The organism is Pseudomonas sp. FEN (assembly GCF_904067045.1).
Lineage (GTDB): Bacteria > Pseudomonadota > Gammaproteobacteria > Pseudomonadales > Pseudomonadaceae > Aquipseudomonas.
In genome coordinates, this window is record NZ_CAJFDC010000022.1 from 1 (window position 1) to 18,142 (window position 18,142).

General features: G+C 61.3%; 7 protein-coding genes and 10 pseudogenes. 7 read left to right on the forward strand and 10 right to left on the reverse strand.

The genetic code is table 11. From position 1 onward, the window contains the following. From PFEN_RS20380 to PFEN_RS20410, 7 genes and pseudogenes are all read left to right on the forward strand, one after another. Positions 1 to 788 (forward strand): annotated as a pseudogene (locus tag PFEN_RS20380) (stage II sporulation protein M); the annotation flags it as partial. After that, positions 775 to 2,305: pseudogene (locus tag PFEN_RS20385) on the forward strand (DUF4129 domain-containing protein). The pseudogenes PFEN_RS20380 and PFEN_RS20385, both read left to right, overlap by 14 nt. After that, positions 2,302 to 3,477, forward strand: a pseudogene (locus PFEN_RS20390) (DUF4350 domain-containing protein). The pseudogenes PFEN_RS20385 and PFEN_RS20390 overlap by 4 nt, the downstream one beginning before the upstream one ends. Positions 3,478 to 4,254: 777 nt before the next feature. Next, positions 4,255 to 4,728: a tyrosine-type recombinase/integrase gene (locus PFEN_RS30750; RefSeq protein ID WP_224771023.1), complete on the forward strand. Its 474-nt coding sequence runs from the start codon at positions 4,255 to 4,257 to the stop codon at positions 4,726 to 4,728. Further along, positions 4,729 to 6,420, forward strand: a pseudogene (locus PFEN_RS20400) (hypothetical protein). A 385-nt stretch (positions 6,421 to 6,805) separates the two neighbouring features. Next, the gene (locus PFEN_RS31525) at positions 6,806 to 7,984 is read left to right on the forward strand and encodes a hypothetical protein (RefSeq protein WP_412071458.1); all 1,179 of its coding nucleotides are present in this window, start codon (positions 6,806 to 6,808) and stop codon (positions 7,982 to 7,984) included. A gap of 318 nt (positions 7,985 to 8,302) precedes the next feature. Continuing rightward, positions 8,303 to 8,776 (forward strand): annotated as a pseudogene (locus PFEN_RS20410) (TetR family transcriptional regulator). 612 nt (positions 8,777 to 9,388) lie between these two features. On the opposite strand, the pseudogene PFEN_RS20415 reads toward PFEN_RS20410, so the two are convergent. From PFEN_RS20415 to PFEN_RS20445, 10 genes and pseudogenes are all read right to left on the reverse strand, one after another. Continuing rightward, positions 9,389 to 9,815 (reverse strand): annotated as a pseudogene (locus tag PFEN_RS20415) (TetR family transcriptional regulator). A gap of 316 nt (positions 9,816 to 10,131) precedes the next feature. Then, positions 10,132 to 10,320, reverse strand: coding sequence for a hypothetical protein (locus PFEN_RS31530; protein WP_412071459.1), 189 nt, complete (start codon positions 10,318 to 10,320; stop codon positions 10,132 to 10,134). Next, positions 10,317 to 10,910, reverse strand: coding sequence for a hypothetical protein (locus PFEN_RS31535; RefSeq protein ID WP_412071460.1), 594 nt, complete (start codon positions 10,908 to 10,910; stop codon positions 10,317 to 10,319). The genes PFEN_RS31530 and PFEN_RS31535 overlap by 4 nt, the downstream gene beginning before the upstream one ends. After that, positions 10,859 to 11,698, reverse strand: coding sequence for a hypothetical protein (locus PFEN_RS31540; protein WP_412071461.1), 840 nt, complete (start codon positions 11,696 to 11,698; stop codon positions 10,859 to 10,861). The genes PFEN_RS31535 and PFEN_RS31540 overlap by 52 nt, the downstream gene beginning before the upstream one ends. Beyond that, a pseudogene (locus PFEN_RS20425) lies at positions 11,695 to 13,369 on the reverse strand (hypothetical protein). Before PFEN_RS20425 ends, PFEN_RS31540 begins: the two are co-directional and overlap by 4 nt. Further along, positions 13,369 to 13,947, reverse strand: a complete 579-nt coding sequence (locus PFEN_RS30755; protein ID WP_263596620.1) for a tyrosine-type recombinase/integrase — start codon at positions 13,945 to 13,947, stop codon at positions 13,369 to 13,371. Before PFEN_RS30755 ends, PFEN_RS20425 begins: the two are co-directional and overlap by 1 nt. Next, positions 13,947 to 14,147 carry a hypothetical protein gene (locus tag PFEN_RS30760; RefSeq protein WP_224771024.1) on the reverse strand — a complete coding sequence of 67 codons (201 nt, stop codon included), beginning with the start codon at positions 14,145 to 14,147 and terminating at the stop codon, positions 13,947 to 13,949. The genes PFEN_RS30755 and PFEN_RS30760 overlap by 1 nt, the downstream gene beginning before the upstream one ends. A 500-nt stretch (positions 14,148 to 14,647) precedes the next feature. Next, a pseudogene (locus PFEN_RS20435) lies at positions 14,648 to 15,822 on the reverse strand (DUF4350 domain-containing protein). Further along, a pseudogene (locus PFEN_RS20440) lies at positions 15,819 to 17,346 on the reverse strand (DUF4129 domain-containing protein). The pseudogenes PFEN_RS20435 and PFEN_RS20440 overlap by 4 nt, the downstream one beginning before the upstream one ends. Continuing rightward, positions 17,333 to 18,142: pseudogene (locus PFEN_RS20445) on the reverse strand (stage II sporulation protein M); the annotation flags it as partial. The pseudogenes PFEN_RS20445 and PFEN_RS20440, both read right to left, overlap by 14 nt.

Below are 18,142 nucleotides of genomic sequence, written 5' to 3' on the forward strand. Positions count from 1 at the left end.
CAACAGCTGGTCTTGCGCGGACATCAGCAACTCTATCGGCATCGCAGCCACCTCGGCACCTCGCTGCTGGGGTTCGTCTTCGCCGGCTTCCCGCGCCTGGTGCGCGAGCAATGGCCCTTCGTCCTGGTCGCCGGTGTGCTGTTCTTCGCCAGCCTGGGGCTGACCGGCGTGCTGATCTATCTGTTTCCGGACCTGGTCTACAGCATCGTCAGCCCCAGCAGGTCGCCGACATGCAAGCCATGTATGACCCCGCCGCCAGTCGCCTGGGACGCACCGTCGCGCGGGCCTCCAGCGAAAACTGGGTGATGTTCGGCTACTACATCATGAACAACATCGGCATTGCCTTTCAGACCTTCGCCAGCGGCTTGCTGTTCGGCCTGGGCAGCCTGTTCTTCCTGCTGTTCAACGGCCTGACGATCGGCGCCGTGGCCGGGCACCTGAGCCAGATCGGCTACGGACAGACCTTCTGGTCTTTTGTCATCGGCCACGGCGCCTTCGAACTCAGCGCCATCGTCCTCTCCGGGGCCGCCGGACTGCAACTGGGCTGGGCGCTGGTGGCGCCGGGACGTCTGTCCCGCGGCGAGGCCCTGCGCCTGAGCGCGCGGCAAAGCATCCAGATGGTCGGCGGGGTCATCGTGTTCCTGCTGATCGCCGCCTTTATCGAAGCCTACTGGTCTTCCATGACCCAGCTCGCCCCCTGGATCAAATATACGGTGGGCGCGGGACTCTGGCTGCTGGTGGCGGCCTATCTACTGCTGGCCGGAAGGAGCGAACATGCGCCTGACTGACGCCAGCGTCGCCATTCGCCCGCGCAGCACCTGGGAGGCCATGGACCTCGGCGTACTGCTGGCCCGGCAACATCGCGGCTTGCTGATGAGCGCCTGGGCGCTGGTCAGCCTGCCGGTCTTCGCCCTCCTGAGCCTGCTGCTCTGGGACCACCCCTCCATCGCCCTGCTGCTGTTCTGGTGGTTGAAACCGGCGTTCGAGCGCTTGCCACTGTATATCCTGTCCAGGGCCCTGTTCGGCGACACCCCGTCCCTGAAGCAGGCGCTCAAGGCCTGGCCGCGCCTGCTCAAGCCGCAGCTGCTGGCGAGCCTGAGCTGGCGCCGCCTGAGCCTGAGCCGTAGCTTCACCTTGCCGGTACAACAACTCGAAGGCCTCGACGGGCTGGCCCGCCAGCAGCGCCTGCGGGTGCTCTTGCCCAGAGCCTGCGCGCGGCACGCTGGCTGACGCTGATCGGCGTACACCTGGAATATGTCCTGTGGATCGGCCTGATGGCGCTGTTCTATCTGTTGCTGCCACGGCAGATCGACATCGACTGGCACTGGCAGAAACTGCTGTTCGCCGCCCAGCATGAGTGGCTCTGGCTGGAACACCTGAGCAACGCCTTCTACGCGCTGATCCTGATCCTCTGGGAGCCTGTTTATATCGCCTGCGGCTTCAGCTTGTACCTCAACCGCCGAACCGTGCTGGAAGCCTGGGATATCGAACTGGTTTTCCGTCAGTTGCGCCAGCGCCTGCTGCCGGTGGTCGCCGCGCTGCTGCTCGGCGTCGGCCTGCTGTCGATGCCCTTTGCGCAACCGGTCATGGGCCGCCGAACCGCCCGCGCCGGATACGCCGCGCCTGCTCAAACAACCGCTGACCAGCCAGGCATCCAAGGACGCCATCAAGGCATTGTTGCAAGCGCCGCCATTCAAGAACCCGGAAACCGTCACGCGCTGGCGGCTGGGCGAACCGTTGGACAGGCCCGCGGCAAACCCTCTTCCGGCTGGCTGAAGGCCCTGCTGGAACGTTTTGACAGTCGCATCGCCGGGACACTCGCCACGGGCTGGAGATTCTGCTCTGGGCCGTGCTGTTCGGCTTGCTGGCCTGGTTGGCCTGGCGTTATCGGGACGGCCTGCGGACCTTCGTCGGCCGCCCGAAGCCCCGCGCCCACCCCATCCCGAGCGCCGCGCCGCAACTGTTCGGCCTGGCACTGGGCGTCGAGACCTTGCCCGAGGATATCGCCGCCAGCGCCGAGACCCTCTGGCCCCTGCAACCGCGCGAAGCCATGAGCCTGCTCTATCGGGGCCTGCTCAGCCGCCTGTTGCATGACTATCAACTGCCCTTGAAGAACGCCGATACCGAAGGCCAGGTCCTGGAGCGGCTCGCCCAGTTGCGCGAACCCGCCCTCCAGGCCTTCAGCCAGGAATTGACCGCCCACTGGCTGAACCTCGCCTATGGGCATCGCCTGCCGGCGCTCCAGCAACAACAGGCGTTGTGCGAAGGCTGGCGACGGTTGTTCGGTCCGGGAGCCGGCCAATGAACCGGCGTCTTGCCTGGCTGATCGGCCTGGCGCTGCTGGCGTTGCTCGCCGGCATGGGCCTCTATCTCTACCTCAAGGCCACGCCCTATACCGAGGTCATCGATCACGGGCCCTCGCCCGAGGCCCGTGCCAACCCTTATCTGGCCGCCGAACACTATCTACGCCAGCGCGGCCTGACGGTCAGCCATGCCAACAGCCTGGACATCCTCCCCGGCCTGGACCCACGTGGGCGCAGCCTGATGCTGCTGGGCGAGCGCTCGAACATGACCCCGCGCCAGGCCGACCAAACTGCTCAACTGGACCCGGGCCGGCGGCCGCCTGCTGTTCGTCGCCGAGGCCTTGTGGGACCCCAGGACCGGAAACAGCGGCGACCTGCTGCTCGACCGCGTACAACTGCGCCAGTTGTTGAGCAAGGACCTCAAGGGCGACGGTCCGGAACCGGAAGACGAGCATTACCCCCTGTTGACCCGGATGTACCTGGAAGACGAGGACGCTCCGGCCTATTTCAGCTTCGATACCGCGTTCCACCTGTCCGATCCGAAGAGCCTGGCGCAATCCTGGGCCAACAGCGCGACCTCCACCCACCTGATGCAACTGGACTACGGCGCCGGCAGCGTCATCGTACTGACCGACGCCGACCTCTGGACCAACCGCGCCATCGGCCGCTACGACAACGCCTGGCTGCTCTGGTACCTGGCCCAGGACAGCGAGGTGACCCTGCTGTTCAACACCGATCACGACAATCTGCTCACCCTGCTGTGGCGCTACTTCCCCCAGCCCTGGTCGCCCTCGCCGCCCTCCTCGGCCTGTGGTTATGGCATGTCGGTCTGCGCCAGGGGCCGCTGCAAGCCCCCGCCTCCCGGGCACGCCGCCAATTGCAGGAACACCTGCGGGCCAGTGCCGACTTCCTGCTCCGCCGCAGCGGCCATGAGGCCCTGCTCCAGGCGTTGCGCCAGGACATCCTGCGCCGCGCCCGCAAACGTCACCCCGGTTTCGAACGACTCGGCGTTGCCGAACAATGGCAGGTGCTCGCGCGCCTGACCCGCCAACCCACCAGCGCCATCAGCCAGGCCTTGCGCCCGCGACCGAAGCAGCGCCTTTCCAGCGTCGACTTCAGCCGCCAGGTCGCCCACCTGCAAACTCTCAGGAATGCCCTATGTTCTGGAGCTTGAGGACCGTTAAATAGCTGTGGTAATAGATACAGACACTTAGCGGCTCAGGCATCCAAGGGCTGACCTAACGCCCCTTGTACCGTCAGAGCAGATAAAAAGATCGCGTGTCTGGTCAATGCAGGAGACGGTGGATGGAGCTTGTGTGGGCTACTGAGGATTTCGTGATCGCCGGGCAACCTTACCAGGGTTTCCCATTCTGCTGTGGGATTCGATGGAGAGCTGCGCCCAGGCCAATCAGTTCTTTCGCTACTACTTGCTTCGCGGGGCCATTGGCTCTAAGGATTCTTGGCCCAGTACCGGACGCGCACTGTACGACTTCTTCAGCTTTCTTCAGGCTCATGAGATTGACTGGCGCGACGTGGATCGTGGTGAGGCTAAAAGCCTTGTGGCGGCCTATCGGGACTACTGCTTGGTGACATGCGAGCTAGCACTAAACACTACTCGCCAACGCCTGACTTACATCTGCAAGTTCTACGAGTTCGCTCTGAAGGAGAGGTGGGTGACGCGCCTGCCCTTCAACTATGAAGAACGCACCGTAAAGCGCGTAACAAGGTTTCTTGGCATATCGATGCAGTGGCGGCAAAGTCATGGCAAACGATGTGATGCCACGTAGCCACAATCCCTGCCCAAATTCTTGAGCATGGCCGAGATCAAGTCGCTCCTGGCGGCAACGGAGAATCCCCATCACCGGATGGTGATGCGCCTGGCGCTGCATACTGGCCTGCGCCGCGAGGAAATCGCTGCCTTCCGCTGGCTTGTGTCTTCGACCCGGACAAGGTGGGACGAACCGAGTTCAACCTCCGTATTCGGCTTGATCCGTTCGACGGCAGCGGCATGGTGACCAAGGGCCGTAAGTCGCGAGATATTTACGTCAGCCGTAAGTTCATGGCCGAACTCTATCGCTATGTGACTAAGGTGCGTGGCGAGCGCGCCTCGCTGAGCAAAACCCCGCAGAAGTCGATGTTCCTCAACCAGTCCGGAGAACGCTATGGCGAGGATGGCAAGAGCCTCAACCGGATCATCAGCAAGGCCGGCAAACGGGCTGGGATCAAGGTACATACGCACATGCTCCGGCACACCTATGCCACCCATACCCTGGTTAGCCTTCAGCGTAACCCTGCGAACGGGCTGGATCCCCTGGTCTTCGTCCAGCGACAACTCGGCCACAGCTCGATTCAGACGACAATGGTGTACCTGCATCTGGTCAACGAAATGGCCGACGAGGCGGTGCTGGCTATGACGATGAGTTAAGTGCAATGGCAGAGGCGGCCTGATGGCAAGCGCAAGGTATTTACCAAGACCGACCTCAGCATCCGCAAGTCGAGCACAGCCACGACGCGACAGGCAACGTGGTCATTCTGCCTGAGGTTATGCCTCCGACGAATACCACGGTCAAGTTCGGGCGAAACACCTCCAACAGCCGAAACTTCGATTTTGCCCGCTGGTACGGTGCTGGTATTGACCCCATCACCTACGCCTGCCAGCGCCAAATTGAACGCTTCCTCGCCGGTCAGGAGGGCGCCCTAACGGTCACCACTGTCGTTCCTACTGCAAGAGTGGGCTGCGTAGCTTCCTCGACTATTGCATGCTCCGGGCGACGGCTTTTGGCCGTGACTTGGTCTTGGCAGATGTGAACCGGGACCTGATCGACAGCTATCTCAGCGATTTAGCTGGGCAGAGAGGGTTGACTACTTTTCCGAACTGCGTCTACACGAAAGCCAAGCCCGTGCTTCTCGCCTTGGGACGGAGAGGGTTATTCCCCTTGGTCACCTCTGGCGATGCTGCCACCTTCCACGCAACCCCTTTCCAAACAACAAGCGCAAGACCAAGGGCGAGACGGCGCTGTCGAAGCTCGAGCGGCAAGAGTTCACGGTCGCGCTACGGCAGGCCATCAGGCCAATATGGACCGATAACACGCCTGTGACCGGCGATCTGCTGGTCTTTGCCCTGCTGGTCGTGGCGCTTCACACCGGACGCAATACCACTCCACTGCTCGAGATGGACCGCGACTGCTTGCGTCCGCACCCCAAAGACAACGCCGTATTCCTAGTGCTGTGGAAGCGGCGCGGCTACAAAACCAGCAAAGTGGCGCTACGCGCCGCATCGGACGCCGAGCGCCTTCTGGAATCTACGCCCAGCGTGAGAACCACGTGGAGCGTCTGATCCGTCGCGTGATGGTCTTGACCGAGCCCCTGGATTCAGAGGCTCCAGACGACTCAAGGGGCGTGTTTGGCTGTACCGCAGTCGCGCTTGGAGGTCAGTTGGTCAAGTTACGGCGTTGAGCGGACGAGTATTGGAGAAGGCGATAAGCAACCTTGTAGCTGAGTACGGCCTGAACGATAGCGACGGAAAGCCATTGCGCATCAATATCTCGCGCCTGCGCAAGACCTTTGCCAACCGCATCTTCGAGCTGACCGATGGCGATCTCGCGACCACGGCCGCAGCCCTTGGCAATACCCCCCGGGTAGCCGAGCAAAACTATTTGGCACCCAGCGCGGATACCCGTCGCAACTGCAGTTCATGGTGAGTTGCTGGTGCAGGAGTTGCTGACTGTAACCATCGGTGCGACCTATAAGACACCCCCCTGGGCGATGCACCGATCCGGTGAACGGCCAGTTCGCCCCGAAGCGTAAGGATGCGACCTGCATGAGCTTCATGAACTGCCTGCGTTGCAAACACTACGCAGTCACCGCCGAGGATCTGTACAAGCTGTTCAGCTTCTACTTCCGCGTGCTTGCCGAGCGCTCGCGGATGGACAAGCGGCGCTGGGCACGGGACTACGCCCACATTCCTCGCTTGATTGACCACTATATCGTTGCCGAGGGACTACGGCGTGGCACCTTCAAAACCGCAGCCGTTGAGGCAGCTCGTGAGCACGCCCGGTCCCAACCGCACCCATTTTGGTCGGTTGATCTGATCGACAGCCTGGAGGTCTTAGCATGAACGGCAATACCCTGGTGGGGCTACCTTGGACCGCCATTACTGTTCAGGCGGGCGATGTGCGTGAACTCCCCGAATCCGAACGCGACGCCCTAATCATTACCGCTACTCAGGTCGATGGCAATGGATCATCATCAGCCGCTACGGCGACGACATCTGGCAACTCAACGGTTTCACCAGCAACGTCCCGGCCAACCAGAGGCGGCTGGACTTCGGCCGTGTGCCACCGGCGTTTCGGGCGGTGACGAAGGCAATGCTGTACCGCTACCTGCGACGAGGGCGTCTCGAGTCGGGTCGGCCTAAAGGCGCTATGGTTCGAAGTACTTCTCCAATGCAATGCCATTCCTGCGCCACCTGAGAGCGCTGAAGCTCGATCACTTAAGGAGTGGTGACGCCTCTGATCTGTGCGACCTATGTCGCAGCCTGCAAGGCGCACCGCCAGACCAACCGTTCTAAAGGCAAGCCATTATCGCCGCGAGGGTTGGAAGCCCGTTTCAGTGCAGTCGAAGCACTCCATGAACTGAGCCAGTACACCGACGACCGGATGCCTCAGCACCCTTGGCCCGAGACTTCCGCGAAGACAATGGCAGGGCTTAACGGCCGTAGCACCCAGGGTGGCAAGACGCAGCTGATCCCCGATGATGTGTTCTGCATCCTGTTCAAACGGGCCTACCAACAGGTTGAGCGCGGACAGCAACTGCTTGACCTGCGCGATGCACTGGATGCTACTGCGCCGCCGCGAAAGGGGCTATCAAACACTTCCATCTGTGAGGCCAAGAACCGCCACTTGGACGCCCTTGGCTGGGAGGGCAGTCTCAGGACATTCAACTCAACACTGAACGAGCTGCGCACAGCATGCTACATCGTCCTGGCCAGCACCTCCGGCTGCCGCAACCACGAGTTGGCCAACGTGCAGGCGGGCGCGCACCACCGCACCCACGACGATGACGGCACCGTCTGCCACTGGATGCGCTCTCGATCTGACAAGACAGATACAGGTATCCATGACTGGATGATCCCCGAGGCCGCTGTGCGTGCCCTGCGCGTCATGGAGCGTTGGTGCGTGCCCTATCAAGCCATGATCGCCGCCGAGATCATGCAGAGGCGCCGCGTCGACCCGCATGATCCGCAGATCACGGAGGCACACAAGCACCGCCATTCGCTCTTTCTCCGCGTATATACGAATGAGGGCAACCAAGTGCGCACGCTTTCTGGCGTGACTTGGGATGGGAACCTCAAGGCATTCGCCAAGAATTGCGGACTGGACTGGAAACTCACCAGCCACCAGTTCCGCCGCAAGTTCGCCAACTACGCTGCGCACAGCCGCTTCGGCGACCTGCGCTACCTCAAAGAGCATTACGCGCACTGGACGCTGGACATGAGCTTGGGATATGCCATGGACGATAGCTGGGGACAGCACCTGGACCTTGATCTGTACGCAGATATTCAGGGGGAGTTGGAAGATATAAAACTCAGCGTCGTCGATACCTGGCTGGGTGACGTCCCCCTGGCCGGGGCTATGGCCACGCGCTCAAGCAGTGGCAGCGGGAACCACAGAATCTGCTGATCTTCAAAGATCACGCGTCGATGCTTAAGTCCATCGCTGAAAGCACTGCTATCCGCAGCAACGGCCATGCCTGGTGTACGGCAGAACAATGACGGTTGCGTCGGGAACACCCTTGAACGCACCCGCTGTAGCGGCTGCGACCACTCAGTGATCGGAGGTGCCCACGCGCCCTATCTACCAGCGACTTTACGATGATCTGAAAGGGTTGCTGCATTGCCCAGACATTGGTGAGGGCGGCCGCCAGCGCGTTGAACGAGATCTGAATCGCTGCCGCGACGTATTGGCCCAGTTAGGAATGGATCCGGAGACTTTGATCGCATGAAGCCCAAGGACAAAACAACCAACTACAAGCCGGCTGAGGATCGCGAGAAGGATCTGAAGCTCGCCCTCTACCGCATCCAGAAGGGCCGTGCCCGCAGCGGGGAAACCAAGGTTACTATCGCCGCAGTAGCCCGCGAGGCGGGCGTATCGACGGCACTAATCCACAATCACTACCCACGAATTGCCGAGGCTATCCGAGAGGCTCAGGGGCGCTCCAGTCGCGCCATGCGTGATGTGAAACAACAAGACTTGATTGCAGAGCGCAGAAGTCCGCAGCGTACCGTCAGGAGATCGAGGAGCTGCGGACCAAGGTCGCAAATCTCGCGTCCATCAATGAAGTGCTATTAGACGAGAACCGTGTGCTCAAGGCTAAATAAACGGCCCTCGATAGTCGATCTAGCTTCAAGGAAGCGCATGAATAGGCCGGTTCCGCCAATCAGCGCCACCTCGCCACTCTGGATCATGTGTTAACCAAATAATTGCGTTGTTACACCGTGGTTAACAGCTCAATTAGGTTTACAACGCCGCCGAGATGCCGTGCCTCGAGAACGGCTCCTACAACTCATTAACTGGCCGGTATTTAAGCGACGCCGATCCCACCGAGAGTCCATTCGACGAAACTCAAGTCCAATCGGCGCCACGTCGCCCCGGTCTGGGAGTATTGTTAACCGTGATTGCGTGCCTAGCCGTGTGTTTCGCTCAAAAGCCTTTCAGCGTAGAGCCCGCCTGGCCTCCGTTTAAGGTAATCGCCGGCGAAGCACCTACGCGAACTCCGCAGGCATTAGGGCGATGCCGTCGGTCCGCGTACTTTTTAAGCGGCACCCTCGCCTTCGCGGCATTGACGACACCTGGTTTAATTTTTATTTTGGCATGTCCTGCGATCATCCTGCTTATCGGCTCGCTTAATGCTGGAGTTCGGTAGGTGACTTCGCCGGACGGTTACCTTAAACCGAGGCCAGCGGCATCTACGGCCGGCGTTGTAAACCTTAAATTTGAGCTGTTAACCACGGTGGGTTAACAACGCAATTATTTGGTTAACACATGATCCAGAGTGGCGAGGTGGCGCTGATTGGCGGAACCGGCCTATTCATGCGGCTTCCTTGAAGCTAGATCGACTATCCGAGGGCCGTTATCTTAGCCTTGAGCACACGGTTCTCGTCTAATAGCACTTCATTGATGGACGCGAGATTTGCGACCTTGGTCCGCAGCTCCTCGATCTCCTGACGGTACGCTGCGGACTTCTTGCGCTCTGCAATCAAGTCTTGTTGTTTCACATCACGCATGGCGCGACTGGAGCGCCCCTGAGCCTCTCGGATAGCCTCGGCAATTCGTGGGTAGTGATTGTGGATTAGTGCCGTCGATACGCCCGCCTCGCGGGCTACTGCGGCGATAGTAACCTTGTTTCCCCGCTGCGGGCACGGCCCTTCTGGATGCGGTAGAGGGCGAGCTTCAGATCCTTCTCGCGATCCTCAGCCGGCTTGTAGTTGGTTGTTTTGTCCTTGGGCTTCATGCGATCAAAGTCTCCGGATCCATTCCTAACTGGGCCAATACGTCGCGGCAGCGATTCAGATCTCGTTCAACGCGCTGGCGGCCGCCCTCACCAATGTCTGGGCAATGCAGCAACCCTTTCAGATCATCGTAAAGTCGCTGGTAGATAGGCGCGTGGGCACCTCCGATCACTGAGTGGTCGCAGCCGCTACAGCGGGTGCGTTCAAGGGTGTTCCCGACGCAACCGTCATTGTCTGCCGTACACCAGGCATGGCCGTTGCTGCGGATAGCAGTGCTTTCAGCGATGGACTTAAGCATCGACGCGTGATCTTTGAAGATCAGCAGATTCTGTGGTTCCCGCTGCCACTGCTGAGCGCGTGGCCATAGCCCCCGGCCAGGGGGACGTCACCCAGCCAGGTATCGACGACGCTGAGTTTTATATCTTCCAACTCCCCCTGAATATCTGCGTACAGATCAAGGTCCAGGTGCTGTCCCCAGCTATCGTCCATGGCATATCCCAAGCTCATGTCCAGCGTCCAGTGCGCGTAATGCTCTTTGAGGTAGCGCAGGTCGCCGAAGCGGCTGTGCGCAGCGTAGTTGGCGAACTTGCGGCGGAACTGGTGGCTGGTGAGTTCCAGTCCAGTCCGCAATTCTTGGCGAATGCCTTGAGGTTCCCATCCCAAGTCACGCCAGAAAGCGTGCGCACTTGGTTGCCCTCATTCGTATATACGCGGAGAAAGAGCGAATGGCGGTGCTTGTGTGCCTCCGTGATCTGCGGATCATGCGGGTCGACGCGGCGCCTCTGCATGATCTCGGCGGCGATCATGGCTTGATAGGGCACGCACCAACGCTCCATGACGCGCAGGGCACGCACAGCGGCCTCGGGGATCATCCAGTCATGGATACCTGTATCTGTCTTGTCAGATCGAGAGCGCATCCAGTGGCAGACGGTGCCGTCATCGTCGTGGGTGCGGTGGTGCGCGCCCGCCTGCACGTTGGCCAACTCGTGGTTGCGGCAGCCGGAGGTGCTGGCCAGGACGATGTAGCATGCTGTGCGCAGCTCGTTCAGTGTTGAGTTGAATGTCCTGAGACTGCCCTCCCAGCCAAGGGCGTCCAAGTGGCGGTTCTTGGCCTCACAGATGGAAGTGTTTGATAGCCCCTTTCGCGGCGGCGCAGTAGCATCCAGTGCATCGCGCAGGTCAAGCAGTTGCTGTCCGCGCTCAACCTGTTGGTAGGCCCGTTTGAACAGGATGCAGAACACATCATCGGGATCAGCTGCGTCTTGCCACCCTGGGTGCTACGGCCGTTAAGCCCTGCCATTGTCTTCGCGGAAGTCTCGGGCCAAGGGTGCTGAGGCATCCGGTCGTCGGTGTACTGGCTCAGTTCATGGAGTGCTTCGACTGCACTGAAACGGGCTTCCAACCCTCGCGGCGATAATGGCTTGCCTTTAGAACGGTTGGTCTGGCGGTGCGCCTTGCAGGCTGCGACATAGGTCGCACAGATCAGAGGCGTCACCACTCCTAAGTGATCGAGCTTCAGCGCTCTCAGGTGGCGCAGGAATGGCATTGCATTGGAGAAGGTACTTCGAACCATAGCGCCTTTAGGCCGACCCGACTCGAGACGCCCTCGTCGCAGGTAGCGGTACAGCATTGCCTTCGTCACCGCCCGAAACGCCGGTGGCACACGGCCGAAGTCCAGCCGCCTCTGGTTGGCCGGGACGTTGCTGGTGAAACCGTTGAGTTGCCAGATGTCGTCGCCGTAGCGGCTGATGATGATCCATTGCCCATCGACCTGAGTAGCGGTAATGATTAGGGCGTCGCGTTCGGATTCGGGGAGTTCACGCACATCGCCCGCCTGAACAGTAATGGCGGTCCAAGGTAGCCCCACCAGGGTATTGCCGTTCATGCTAAGACCTCCAGGCTGTCGATCAGATCAACCGACCAAAATGGGTGCGGTTGGACCGGGCGTGCTCACGAGCTGCCTCAACGGCTGCGGTTTTGAAGGTGCCACGCCGTAGTCCCTCGGCAACGATATAGTGGTCAATCAAGCGAGAATGTGGGCGTAGTCCCGTGCCCAGCGCCGCTTGTCCATCCGCGAGCGCTCGGCAAGCACGCGGAAGTAGAAGCTGAACAGCTTGTACAGATCCTCGGCGGTGACTGCGTAGTGTTTGCAACGCAGGCAGTTCATGAAGCTCATGCAGGTCGCATCCTTACGCTTCGGGGCGAACTGGCCGTTCACCGGATCGGTGCATCGCCCCAGGGGGGTGTCCTTATAGGTCGCACCGATGGTTACAGTCAGCAACTCCTGCACCAGCAACTCACCCATGAACTGCCAGTTGCGACGGGTATCCGCGCTGGGTGCCAAATAGTTTTGCTCGGCTACCCGGGGGGTATTGCCAAGGGCTGCGGCCGTGGTCGCGAGATCGCCATCGGTCAGCTCGAAGATGCGGTTGGCAAAGGTCTTGCGCAGGCGCGAGATATTGATGCGCAATGGCTTTCCGTCGCTATCGTTCAGGCCGTACTCAGCTACAAGGTTGCTTATCGCCTTCTCCAATACTCGTCCGCTCAACGCCGTAACTTGACCAACTGACCTCCAAGCGCGACTGCGGTACAGCCAAACACGCCCCTTGAGGTCGTCTGGAGCCTCTGAATCCAGGGGCTCGGTCAAGACCATCACGCGACGGATCAGACGCTCCACGTTGGTTCTCACGCTGGGCGTAGATTCCAGAAGGCGCTCGGCGTCCGATGCGGCGCGTAGCGCCACTTTGCTGGTTTTGTAGCCGCGCCGCTTCCACAGCACTAGGAATACGGCGTTGTCTTTGGGGTGCGGACGCAAGCAGTCGCGGTCCATCTCGAGCAGTGGAGTGTATTGCGTCCGGTGTGAAGCGCCACGACCAGCAGGGCAAAGACCAGCAGATCGCCGTCACAGGCGTGTTATCGGTCCATATTGGCCTGATGGCCTGCCGTAGCGCGACCGTGAACTCTTGCCGCTCGAGCTTCGACAGCGCCGTCTCGCCCTTGGTCTTGCGCTTGTTGTTTGGAAAGGGGTTGCGTGGGAAGGTGGCAGCATCGCCAGAGGTGACCAAGGGGAATAACCCTCTCCGTCCCAAGGCGAGAAGCACGGGCTTGGCTTTCGTGTAGACGCAGTTCGGAAAGTAGTCAACCCTCTCTGCCCAGCTAAATCGCTGAGATAGCTGTCGATCAGGTCCCGGTTCACATCTGCCAAGACCAAGTCACGGCCAAAAGCCGTCGCCCGGAGCATGCAATAGTCGAGGAAGCTACGCAGCCCACTCTTGCAGTAGGAAACGACAGTGGTGACCGTTAGGGCGCCCTCCTGACCGGCGAGGAAGCGTTCAATTTGGCGCTGGCAGGCGTAGGTGATGGGGTCAATACCAGCACCGTACCAGCGGGCAAAATCGAAGTTTCGGCTGTTGGAGGTGTTTCGCCCGAACTTGACCGTGGTATTCGTCGGAGGCATAACCTCAGGCAGAATGACCACGTTGCCTGTCGCGTCGTGGCTGTGCTCGACTTGCGGGATGCTGAGGTCGGTCTTGGTAAATACCTTGCGCTTGCCCATCAGGCCGCCTCTGCCATTGCACTTAACTCATCGTCATAAGCCAGCACCGCCTCGTCGGCCATTTCGTTGACCAGATGCAGGTACACCATTGTCGTCTGAATCGAGCTGTGGCCGAGTTGTCGCTGGACGAAGACCAGGGGATCCAGCCCGTTCGCAGGGTTACGCTGAAGGCTAACCAGGGTATGGGTGGCATAGGTGTGCCGGAGCATGTGCGTATGTACCTTGATCCCAGCCCGTTTGCCGGCCTTGCTGATGATCCGGTTGAGGCTCTTGCCATCCTCGCCATAGCGTTCTCCGGACTGGTTGAGGAACATCGACTTCTGCGGGGTTTTGCTCAGCGAGGCGCGCTCGCCACGCACCTTAGTCACATAGCGATAGAGTTCGGCCATGAACTTACGGCTGACGTAAATATCTCGCGACTTACGGCCCTTGGTCACCATGCCGCTGCCGTCGAACGGATCAAGCCGAATACGGAGGTTGAACTCGGTTCGTCCCACCTTGTCCGGGTCGAAGACACAAGCCAGCGGGAAGGCAGCGATTTCCTCGCGGCGCAGGCCAGTATGCAGCGCCAGGCGCATCACCATCCGGTGATGGGGATTCTCCGTTGCGCCAGGAGCGACTTGATCTCGGCCATGCTCAAGAATTTGGGCAGGGATTTGTGGCTACGTGGCATCACATCGTTTGCCATGACTTTGCCGCCACTGGCATCGATATGCCCAAGAAACCTTGTTACGCGCTTTACGGTGCGTTCTTCATAGTTGAAGGGCAGGCGCGTCACCCACCTCTCCTTCAGAGCGAACTCGTAGAACTTGCAGATGTAAGTCAGGCGTTGGCGAGTAGTGTTTAGTGCTAGCTCGCATGTCACCAAGCAGTAGTCCCGATAGGCCGCCACAAGGCTTTTAGCCTCACCACGATCCACGTCGCGCCAGTCAATCTCATGAGCCTGAAGAAAGCTGAAGAAGTCGTACAGTGCGCGTCCGGTACTGGGCCAAGAATCCTTAGAGCCAATGGCCCGCGAAGCAAGTAGTAGCGAAAGAACTGATTGGCCTGGGCGCAGCTCTCCATCGAATCCCACAGCAGAATGGGAAACCCTGGGTAAGGTTGCCCGGCGATCACGAAATCCTCAGTAGCCCACACAAGCTCCATCCACCGTCTCCTGCATTGACCAGACACGCGATCTTTTTATCTGCTCTGACGGTACAAGGGGGCGTTAGGTCAGCCCTTGGATGCCTGAGCCGCTAAGTGTCTGTATCTATTACCACAGCTATTTAACGGTCCTCAAGCTCCAGAACATAGGGCATTCCTGAGAGTTTGCAGGTGGGCGACCTGGCGGCTGAAGTCGACGCTGGAAAGGCGCTGCTTCGGTCGCGGGCGCAAGGCCTGGCTGATGGCGCTGGTGGGTTGGCGGGTCAGGCGCGCGAGCACCTGCCATTGTTCGGCAACGCCGAGTCGTTCGAAACCGGGGTGACGTTTGCGGGCGCGGCGCAGGATGTCCTGGCGCAACGCCTGGAGCAGGGCCTCATGGCCGCTGCGGCGGAGCAGGAAGTCGGCACTGGCCCGCAGGTGTTCCTGCAATTGGCGGCGTGCCCGGGAGGCGGGGGCTTGCAGCGGCCCCTGGCGCAGACCGACATGCCATAACCACAGGCCGAGGAGGGCGGCGAGGGCGACCAGGGCCTGGGGAAGTAGCGCCACAGCAGGGTGAGCAGATTGTCGTGATCGGTGTTGAACAGCAGGGTCACCTCGCTGTCCTGGGCCAGGTACCAGAGCAGCCAGGCGTTGTCGTAGCGGCCGATGGCGCGGTTGGTCCAGAGGTCGGCGTCGGTCAGTACGATGACGCTGCCGGCGCCGTAGTCCAGTTGCATCAGGTGGGTGGAGGTCGCGCTGTTGGCCCAGGATTGCGCCAGGCTCTTCGGATCGGACAGGTGGAACGCGGTATCGAAGCTGAAATAGGCCGGAGCGTCCTCGTCTTCCAGGTACATCCGGGTCAACAGGGGGTAATGCTCGTCTTCCGGTTCCGGACCGTCGCCCTTGAGGTCCTTGCTCAACAACTGGCGCAGTTGTACGCGGTCGAGCAGCAGGTCGCCGCTGTTTCCGGTCCTGGGGTCCCACAAGGCCTCGGCGACGAACAGCAGGCGGCCGCCGGCCCGGGTCCAGTTGAGCAGTTGGTCGGCCTGGCGCGGGGTCATGTTCGAGCGCTCGCCCAGCAGCATCAGGCTGCGCCCACGTGGGTCCAGGCCGGGGAGGATGTCCAGGCTGTTGGCATGGCTGACCGTCAGGCCGCGCTGGCGTAGATAGTGTTCGGCGGCCAGATAAGGGTTGGCACGGGCCTCGGGCGAGGGCCCGTGATCGATGACCTCGGTATAGGGCGTGGCCTTGAGGTAGAGATAGAGGCCCATGCCGGCGAGCAACGCCAGCAGCGCCAGGCCGATCAGCCAGGCAAGACGCCGGTTCATTGGCCGGCTCCCGGACCGAACAACCGTCGCCAGCCTTCGCACAACGCCTGTTGTTGCTGGAGCGCCGGCAGGCGATGCCCATAGGCGAGGTTCAGCCAGTGGGCGGTCAATTCCTGGCTGAAGGCCTGGAGGGCGGTTCGCGCACTGGGCGAGCCGCTCCAGGACCTGGCCTTCGGTATCGGCGTTCTTCAAGGGCAGTTGATAGTCATGCAACAGGCGGCTGAGCAGGCCCCGATAGAGCAGGCTCATGGCTTCGCGCGGTTGCAGGGGCCAGAGGGTCTCGGCGCTGGCGGCGATATCCTCGGGCAAGGTCTCGACGCCCAGTGCCAGGCCGAACAGTTGCGGCGCGGCGCTCGGGATGGGGTGGGCGCGGGGCTTCGGGCGGCCGACGAAGGTCCGCAGGCCGTCCCGATAACGCCAGCCAACCAGGCCAGCAAGCCGAACAGCACGGCCCAGAGCAGAATCTCCAGCCCGTGGGCGAGTGTCCGGCGATGCGACTGTCAAAACGTTCCAGCAGGGCCTTCAGCCAGCCGGAAGAGGGTTTGCCGCGGGCCTTGTCCAACGGTTCGCCCAGCCGCCAGCGCGTGACGGTTTCCGGGTTCTTGAATGGCGGCGCTTGCAACAATGCCTTGATGGCGTCCTTGGATGCCTGGCTGGTCAGCGGTTGTTTGAGCAGGCGCGGCGTATCCGGCGCGGGCGGTTCGGCGGCCATGACCGGTTGCGCAAAGGGCATCGACAGCAGGCCGACGCCGAGCAGCAGCGCGGCGACCACCGGCAGCAGGCGCTGGCGCAACTGACGGAAAACCAGTTCGATATCCCAGGCTTCCAGCACGGTTCGGCGGTTGAGGTACAAGCTGAAGCCGCAGGCGATATAAACAGGCTCCCAGAGGATCAGGATCAGCGCGTAGAAGGCGTTGCTCAGGTGTTCCAGCCAGAGCCACTCATGCTGGGCGGCGAACAGCAGTTTCTGCCAGTGCCAGTCGATGTCGATCTGCCGTGGCAGCAACAGATAGAACAGCGCCATCAGGCCGATCCACAGGACATATTCCAGGTGTACGCCGATCAGCGTCAGCCAGCGTGCCGCGCGCAGGCTCTGGGGCAAGAGCACCCGCAGGCGCTGCTGGCGGGCCAGCCCGTCGAGGCCTTCGAGTTGTTGTACCGGCAAGGTGAAGCTACGGCTCAGGCTCAGGCGGCGCCAGCTCAGGCTCGCCAGCAGCTGCGGCTTGAGCAGGCGCGGCCAGGCCTTGAGCGCCTGCTTCAGGGACGGGGTGTCGCCGAACAGGGCCCTGGACAGGATATACAGTGGCAAGCGCTCGAACGCCGGTTTCAACCACCAGAACAGCAGCAGGGCGATGGAGGGGTGGTCCCAGAGCAGCAGGCTCAGGAGGGCGAAGACCGGCAGGCTGACCAGCGCCCAGGCGCTCATCAGCAAGCCGCGATGTTGCCGGGCCAGCAGTACGCCGAGGTCCATGGCCTCCAGGTGCTGCGCGGGCGAATGGCGACGCTGGCGTCAGTCAGGCGCATGTTCGCTCCTTCCGGCCAGCAGTAGATAGGCCGCCACCAGCAGCCAGAGTCCCGCGCCACCGTATATTTGATCCAGGGGCGAGCTGGGTCATGGAAGACCAGTAGGCTTCGATAAAGGCGGCGATCAGCAGGAACACGATGACCCCGCCGACCATCTGGATGCTTTGCCGCGCGCTCAGGCGCAGGGCCTCGCCGCGGACAGACGTCCCGGCGCCACCAGCGCCCAGCCCAGTTGCAGTCCGGCGGCCCCGGAGAGGACGATGGCGCTGAGTTCGAAGGCGCCGTGGCCGATGACAAAAGACCAGAAGGTCTGTCCGTAGCCGATCTGGCTCAGGTGCCCGGCCACGGCGCCGATCGTCAGGCCGTTGAACAGCAGGAAGAACAGGCTGCCCAGGCCGAACAGCAAGCCGCTGGCGAAGGTCTGAAAGGCAATGCCGATGTTGTTCATGATGTAGTAGCCGAACATCACCCAGTTTTCGCTGGAGGCCCGCGCGACGGTGCGTCCCAGGCGACTGGCGGCGGGGTCATACATGGCTTGCATGTCGGCGACCTGCTGGGGGCTGACGATGCTGTAGACCAGGTCCGGAAACAGATAGATCAGCACGCCGGTCAGCCCCAGGCTGGCGAAGAACAGCACACCGGCGACCAGGACGAAGGGCCATTGCTCGCGCACCAGGCGCGGGAAGCCGGCGAAGACGAACCCCAGCAGCGAGGTGCCGAGGTGGCTGCGATGCCGATAGAGTTGCTGATGTCCGCGCAAGACCAGCTGTTGCAGGGTGTCGACCAGGTGGCTGCT

Excerpts from the sequence above, each read along its gene's own strand:
- PFEN_RS31530 (WP_412071459.1), bottom strand. The coding sequence starts at position 10,320 with ATGAGCTTGGGATATGCCATGGACGATAGCTGGGGACAGCACCTGGAC.
- PFEN_RS31540 (WP_412071461.1), bottom strand. The coding sequence starts at position 11,698 with ATGAACGGCAATACCCTGGTGGGGCTACCTTGGACCGCCATTACTGTT.
- PFEN_RS30755 (WP_263596620.1), bottom strand. The coding sequence starts at position 13,947 with ATGCGCCTGGCGCTGCATACTGGCCTGCGCCGCGAGGAAATCGCTGCC.